The sequence below is a fragment of the Bradyrhizobium sp. P2_E8 genome (assembly GCF_056403875.1).
The window spans coordinates 1-7095 of the sequence record NZ_JBFUES010000338.1 but is presented as its reverse complement, the minus strand read 5'-3'; the positions used below and the strand labels follow the sequence as shown (position 1 = coordinate 7095).

Sequence of the window (7095 nt, the reverse complement as noted above, 5' to 3'; positions counted from 1 at the left end):
GGCCTGCCGGGCTTCTCGATCCCCGACGACAAGGGCAACTGGACCGGCTTCGACGTGGATTTCTGCCGCGCGGTGGCGGCGGCGATCTTCAACGATCCGGCCAAGGCGAAGTTCGTCGCGCTCGACGCCAGCGAGCGCTTCAAGGAATTGCAGAGCCGGAAGGTCGACATCCTCTCGCGCAACTCGACCTGGAGCATGGCGCGTGAGCTCGACTACGACCTCTATTTCCCCGCCGTCGCCTATTACGACGGCGCGGGCTTCATGCTGCCGCGTGCGCGGAACAAGGAGACGTCACTGGACCTGACCGGCAGCAAGGTCTGCGTGCAGTCCGGGACCACGACGGCGCTCAACGTCGCCGATTACTTCCGCGCCAACAACATGAAGTATGAAGAGGTGAAGTTCGACAAGCTGGACGACGTGGTGAAGGCCTACGACACCGGCAAGTGCGACACGCTCTCCGCAGACGTCTCCCAGCTCTATGCGCTCAGGCTGAACCTCGGCAAGCCCGGCGACCACATGATCCTGCCGGACATGATCTCCAAGGAGCCGCTCGCGCCCGTCGTGCGCCAGCGCGACGACGACTGGATGATGATCGTGAAGTGGACGCTCTACGCGATGATCAACGCCGAAGAGCTCGGCGTCTCCTCGGAGAACATCGACGAGGCCCTGAAGTCGAAGAAGCCGGAAGTGATGCGGCTGGTCGGCACCGAAGGCAATTACGGCGAGCAGCTCGGCCTCACCAAGGACTGGGTCGTCCGCATCATCCGCAACGTCGGCAATTACGGCGAGATGTACGAGCGCAACATCGGCGAGAAGTCGAAGCTGAAGATCCCGCGCGGCATGAACCAGCTGTGGAACGCGGGTGGCGTGCAGTACGCGCCGCCGATGCGGTAACGGCGGTCTCACTGCCGTCATTGCGAGGAGCAAAGCGACGAAGCAATCCAGAGTCCCTCCGCGGTGACGGTCTGGATTGCTTCGCTGCGCTCGCAATGACGAGATTGGGGCAGGCGCTCTCAACAATCTCAACTGTCATCGCCCGCGAAAGCGGGCGATCCAGTATTCCGAGACGGTTGTGATCGACCGCGAGGCCGCGGCGTACTGGGTCGCCCGGTCAAGCCGGGCGACGACACCGTCTTTGTTGCTAACAAACCGCCCTCTCCCCTCATCCCGAGGAGCGCGCCCTGCGCGCGTCTCGAAGGATGAAAGGCCGAGATGCAGCAGCGGGGGCCTTCATGGTTCGAGACGCCGCGCAAGCGCGCGGCTCCTCACCATGAGGGGTTAGGGCTCAATACCCCCGCGCCCGCGCCAGCTGCTCGGTGTGGTAGTTCGCATCCCCGAACAGTTCCTCGCACACCCGCGCGCGCTTCATGAAGAAGCCGATGTCGAACTGGTCGGTCATGCCCATGCCGCCATGCATCTGCACGCCCTCCTGCACCGCGCGTGTGGCTGTGGTGCCGGCGCGCGCCTTGGCCACGGCGACGCTTGATGCGGCCTTGGCAACGTCCGCATCCAGCGCCTGGAGCGCCTTCATCACCGCGGCGCGGGTGATCTCGATGTCGACATAGAGCTCGGCGGCACGGTGCTGCAGCGCCTGGAATTCGCCGATCAGCTTGCCGAACTGCTTGCGGCTCTTCAGATACTCGACGGTGCGGCCGAACACCTCGTCGCTCAGGCCCACCATTTCGGCGGCGACCGCGCCGCGGCCGATATCGAGCACGCCGTCGAGCAGGCCGGCGGCCTGATCGACCTCGCCGAGCACGCTGTCGGCGTTGACCTCGACATTGGCAAGCTCGATCCGCGCCGCGTTGTGCGCATCGACCATGATGGTGCGCTCGACCGCGACGCCCTTGGCTTTGGGGTTGACCAGGAACAGCGTCAAGCCGTCACGCTCGCCGGCCGAGCCCGCGGTGCGCGCGGCAACGATGAGGAGATCGGCGACGTGGCCGTCGACGACCAGGGCCTTGGCACCGGAGAGCTTGAAGCCGTTGCCGGCGCGCACGGCCTGGAGGCTGGTCTGGAGCGGACGATGCTTGGCGCCCTCGTCGATCGCGAGCGTCGCCAGCAGCGAGCCGTTCGAGATCTTCGGCAGGAACTCCGACTTCTGCGCGGCATTGCCGCCGCGGTTCAGCGCCGAGGCCGCGACCACGCTGTTGGCGAGGAAGGGCGAGGGCATCAAGGTGCGGCCGATCTCCTCCATCACGATCCCGGCCTCGACGAAGCCGAGACCTGAGCCGCCGAACTCTTCCGGCACCAGCAGGCCGGCAAAGCCCATCTCGGCGAAGGAATGCCAGAACTCCTTGGAGAAGCCGGTGGGATCCTTGCTATCGCGCAAGTGGCGCAGATGCGACACCGGCGCCTTGTCGCTGATCAGCCCGCGCGCAGAGTCGCGGAGCATCGATTGTTCTTCGGTGAGGACGAGGGGCATGGTGGGTTCCAACAAAGTTCTGTTCGACTGGATTCGGTGTTGACCCTCGTGGTGAGGAGGCGCGTAGCGCCGTCTCGAACCACGAGGCCATCCTTCGAGACGCGGCCTTACGGCCGCTCCTCAGGATGAGGACTTTTGCTAGGCCCCCGGCAGATCGAGGATGCGCTTGGCGACGATGCCCAGCATCACCTCCGTCGTGCCGCCTTCGATCGAGTTGGCCTTGGTGCGCAGCCAGGCGCGCGGGCGGGCGCCCTGCTTCGAGCGCTCGCTCTCCCATTCCAGCGCATCGACGCCGCCGGCCGACATCAGGATCTCGTAGCGGCGCTTGTTGAGCTCGGTGCCGTAATATTTCATCGCGGACGAGAACGCCGGATGCGCCTGCCCCGCCTTGGCGAGATCGACGGCGCGCTCGGCGCAGGCGGCGAGGGCGGCTTCATCGACATCGAAGCTCGCGATCTTCCCGCGCAGCATGGAGTCATCGAGCTTGCCTTGCGCATCGGTGCCGACGGAATCGGCTGCGATCTGACCGAGCGGACGGCCGACGCCGCGCTCGCCCATGCCCGAGATCATCGCGCGCTCGTGCTGGAGCAGATATTTCGCGACGTCCCAGCCGCGGTTGACGGTACCGACCACATGCGATTTCGGCACACGGACGCCGTCGAAGAAGGTCTCGCAGAACGGCGAATAGCCGGAAATCAAAAGGATCGGCTTGGTCGTCACGCCCTTCGAGGTCATGTCGAACAGGATGAAGCTGATGCCGTCGTGCTTCTTCGCCGCGGGATCGGTACGGACGAGGCAGAAGATCCAGTCGGCATAGTTGGCGTAGGACGTCCAGATCTTCGAGCCGGTGATGACGAAATCATCGCCGTCGCTCTCCGCGCGGGTCTGGAGCGAGGCAAGGTCCGAGCCGGCGTTCGGCTCGGAATAGCCCTGGCACCAGCGGATCAAGCCAGCTGCGATATTTGGCAGATGCTCCTTCTTCTGCGCCTCGTTGCCGTATTTGAGCAGCGCCGGGCCAAGCATCCAGATGCCGAAGCTCGACAGCGGCGGCCGCGCGCCGATTCTTCCCATCTCCGCGCGCAGCACCTTGTGCTCGGCGGCGCTCAATCCGCCGCCGCCATATTCCTTCGGCCAATCCGGCACAGTCCAGCCCTTGTCGCGCATGCGCTCGAACCAGATGCGCTGCGGCTCGGACGAGAATTTTGCGTTGCGCCCGCCCCAGAACACGTCGGCGTCCGAGGTTGCGGGCTTGCGCATCTCCGGCGGACAATTGGCTTCCAGCCAGGCACGCGTCTCAGCGCGGAATGTTTCGAGATCGGCGGTTTCAGAATCGCTCATGGGTCGTTTCCATCAATCAAAATCGACTTGTTGTCACGGACTCTGGGCCATCGCCTCGTRGAATTCAACCACTTCCGCAGGCGCGTTCGGCTATAGTCGCCGCCACGGCGGTGCTTGAAAACAAAGAGGAAAAGAGAATGCGCCTGACACTTCTTTCGCCTGGCGAAATGAACGAGAGCCAGCGGCAGACCTATGACGAGTCGATTGCCGGCAAGCGCGGCAAGCCGCCGGCGCCGATGATGGCCTGGCTCAACAGCCCGGAGATGGCCCGCCACGCCACGCGGCTCGGCGAGGTCCTGCGCTTCGACACGATATTCCCCGCCAAGCTTTCGGAGATCGCGATCCTRGTGACGGCGCGGCACTGGACCGCGCATTACGAATGGTACGCGCATAAGCGCCTGGCGCTCCAGGGCGGCATGGATCCAAAAATCATCGACGCGATCCGCGACCGTCGCACGCCTGAGTTCGACGATCCCAAGGGCAGGATGATCTACGACGTCGCGAAGTCGCTGCATGAAGGCCACGGCGTCGAGAAGGGCCTCTATGACGAGGCAGTGAAGCTGCTCGGCGAGCGCGGTGTGGTCGAGGTGATCGGGCTGTGCGGCTACTACACGCTGGTGTCAATGACGCTGAACACGTTCGAGTTCGGGCTGCCCGAGGGCGAGGTACCGGAGCTGGCTTAGTTTCCTATTCGGAAACGATGGGTTTCGGGATGGGCCCGTAGCACTGTCCCGGGGCCCGACCTATCTGGGGTTGATCAACGGAGCATTGCCATGTCGCAGAACCCAGCCGTCCATGCCGGCACCCGAATCGGCCACGTCCATCTCAAGGTCGCCGACCTCGATCGCGCGCTCGGCTTCTATTGCGGCGTGCTCGGCTTCGAGCTGATGCAGCGCATGGGCTCGGGCGCGGCCTTCATCTCGGCCGGCGGCTATCATCACCACATCGGGCTCAACACCTGGGAAAGCAAGGGCGGCTCGCCGCCGCCGCTGGGCACGACCGGGCTCTTTCACACCGCGATCCTCTATCCGACGCGGCCGGCGCTGGCGGATGCGCTGCACCGGGTGCTCTCCGCCGGCATCACGCTCGACGGCGCCAGCGACCACGGCGTCAGCGAGGCGCTTTACCTGCGCGATCCCGATCAGAACGGCGTCGAGCTGTACTGGGATCGGCCCAGGGAGCAATGGCCGTTCGGGCCGGACGGCAAGCTGGCGATGATTACGAAGCGGCTGGATGTCGAGGCGTTGTTACGGCAGCGCGAGGCGTGATGCCGTGGTCCGTAGGGTGGATTAGCCGAAGGCGTAATCCACCAACTTCGTTCCGCATTCGCTGAAGCATGGTGGGTTACGCCGCGCAGATGCACTTCGTGCATCTGCAGGGCTAACCCACCCTACGCAGTTTTCGTGTGGCTAGTCCCCCGCACCATGATCAGCGCAGCAGCCACCACCTCCAGCGCGATGCAGAGATAGAACGGCATAGCGTACCCGCCGGAGAAATCGCGCAGGAAGCCGACGACGCCGGGGCCGAACGCGTAGGTCACCTGGTTGATCGCGGTGTTGAGGCTGATCAGCACGCCGAACGAGGCGGAATCGAACTCCTGCTGCACGATCAACGACGGCAGCGTGATGAGGTTGCCGACCGAGAAGCCGAACACCGCGCAGGCCGCGATCAGCACATAGTCGTTGTGCAGGTTGATGACTACGAGGAGCGCCGCGGCCTGGCTCAGGAACGACAGCGCCGAGGCGAGACGCTGGTTGAGGCGGTCGATCACCGTCGAGAACAGCACGCGGCCGACCACCGCCATCGCCGTCAGCACCGCAACCGCCACGGCCGCGCGCTCGCGGCCGATCACGGGGTCGAGGAACGAGATCAGGTGCACGATGAAGCCGACTTGCGCGAACAGCACCAAAGCAAAGGCAATGGTCACCGTGAGGAAGCCGACGTCCCGCAGCGCCCATGCGCGGATCTGCGTTGACGATTGCGGCTTCGCCTTCGCCGCCGCATGCCAGCCGTGAAGATCGGGCGGCCGTCCGACGACAAGCAGGATCACCGGCACGAGCAGCACCAGCATAGCGCCTGATGTGGCGTACATCGCGGTCGCGAATCCGACATGGCTGATCATGGTCACCAGCAGCGGCACGCCGACGATGCCGCCGAAGCTGGCGCCGTTCAGCGCGAGGCTGATCGCCATGCCGCGCCTGTGGTCGAACCACAGGCTGATCGTGTTGGTGATCATGGCGAGACTGGTGCCGGCCCAGCCGAAGGCGAGCACGGCGTTGGCGAGATAAAGCTGCCAGGGCTCGCGCACCGCGCCGATCGCGACTGCCGCGGCGGCCATCGCCAGCGTGCCCGCGATCAGGCAGAGGCGCGGGCCGTATTTTCTGACGGCCTCGCCGACGAAGACGACGAGCAGTGCGCCGAACAGATAGAAGAACGTGGTCCCTGCGGAGATCAGCGAGGCCGGCCAGCCCCGGGCGCGCTGGAGCTCGGCGACATAGACGCTCTGGCCGTAGAAGCCTAACCCCCAGCCGAAGGTCGCGAGCAGAAAGCACACCGCGACGATGCGCCAGCCTTCGTAGCGAAGCGAGGATTCGTCAACGGTGGGATGTCGAGGGTTGTCGAGCATTCGCGCTTCTCCTTCGCATCCCCGCAAGCGCCTGGTTTCACGCTCGCCTGTTCATGACGAGCATCATGTAACAACGCGGCTCCCGAAAATCACTTCGACCGCGATCGAACTATCAACGCTGCTGACAGCCTCCCGCCATCAGACCGCGTCCGGGAACTCGCCCATGGCCGCTTCCAGCTGCGCCTTGCGGCGGCGCGCCCAGGAGACCAGCGAGAGCACGGCAAGCCCCAGCACGACCGGCGGAAACACCACCATGTTCACCGCGGACCAGCCGTAACTGGCGAGCAATTGCCCTGACGAGAACGAGCCGATCGCCATCATGCCGAACACCAGGAAATCGTTGAAGGCCTGCACCTTGTTGCGCTCCTGCGGCCGGTGCGTCTCCAGCACCAGAGCGGAGGCGCCGATGAAGGAGAAATTCCAGCCGACACCGAGCACGATCAGCGTGGCCCAGAAGTGCATCGCGGTGATGCCGGAGAGACCGATGGTGGCCGCGCCGGCCTCGAGCAGCAGGCCGGCGGCGACGATCTTCGGCGCGCCGAAGCGCGCGATCAGCGCGCCCGTGAAGAAGCTCGGCCCGTACATCGCCACGATGTGCCATTGAATGCCGAAATTGGAATCGCTGACGCTGAGGCCGCAGAGCTTCATGGCGAGCGGCGCCGAGGTCATCACCAGGTTCATCATGGGATAGGCGATGACGCCGCAC

General features: G+C 64.9%; 7 protein-coding genes. 3 read left to right on the top strand and 4 right to left on the bottom strand.

What is annotated here, in order from left to right:
* Nucleotides 1–894: amino acid ABC transporter substrate-binding protein (locus AC1D00_RS19575; protein WP_477011791.1), on the top strand; the 894-nt coding region annotated here is incomplete at its 5' end.
* A 391-nt stretch (nt 895–1285) separates the two neighbouring features.
* Here AC1D00_RS19575 and AC1D00_RS19570 read toward each other — a convergent pair.
* Both AC1D00_RS19570 and AC1D00_RS19565 read right to left on the bottom strand, forming a co-directional pair.
* Nucleotides 1286–2425, bottom strand: coding sequence for an acyl-CoA dehydrogenase family protein (locus AC1D00_RS19570; protein WP_477011790.1), 1140 nt, complete (start codon nt 2423–2425; stop codon nt 1286–1288).
* 138 nt (nt 2426–2563) lie between these two features.
* Nucleotides 2564–3763, bottom strand: a complete 1200-nt coding sequence (locus AC1D00_RS19565) for an acyl-CoA dehydrogenase family protein (protein WP_135176129.1) — start codon at nt 3761–3763, stop codon at nt 2564–2566.
* 137 nt (nt 3764–3900) lie between these two features.
* On the opposite strand from AC1D00_RS19565, the gene AC1D00_RS19560 reads away from it, so the two are divergent.
* Entirely contained in the window at nt 3901–4446 is a 546-nt protein-coding gene (locus tag AC1D00_RS19560; RefSeq protein ID WP_477011789.1) for a carboxymuconolactone decarboxylase family protein, read from the top strand.
* A gap of 90 nt (nt 4447–4536) precedes the next feature.
* Complete coding sequence (locus AC1D00_RS19555; protein WP_477011788.1) at nt 4537–5031, top strand: VOC family protein; 495 nt, start codon at nt 4537–4539, stop codon at nt 5029–5031.
* A gap of 122 nt (nt 5032–5153) precedes the next feature.
* Here AC1D00_RS19555 and AC1D00_RS19550 read toward each other — a convergent pair whose 3' ends face one another.
* Both AC1D00_RS19550 and AC1D00_RS19545 read right to left on the bottom strand, forming a co-directional pair.
* Nucleotides 5154–6389: an MFS transporter gene (locus tag AC1D00_RS19550; protein ID WP_477011787.1), complete on the bottom strand. Its 1236-nt coding sequence runs from the start codon at nt 6387–6389 to the stop codon at nt 5154–5156.
* Nucleotides 6390–6527: 138 nt separating this feature from the next.
* A partial coding sequence (locus AC1D00_RS19545) for an MFS transporter (protein ID WP_477011786.1) occupies nt 6528–7095 on the bottom strand: 568 nt, incomplete at its 5' end.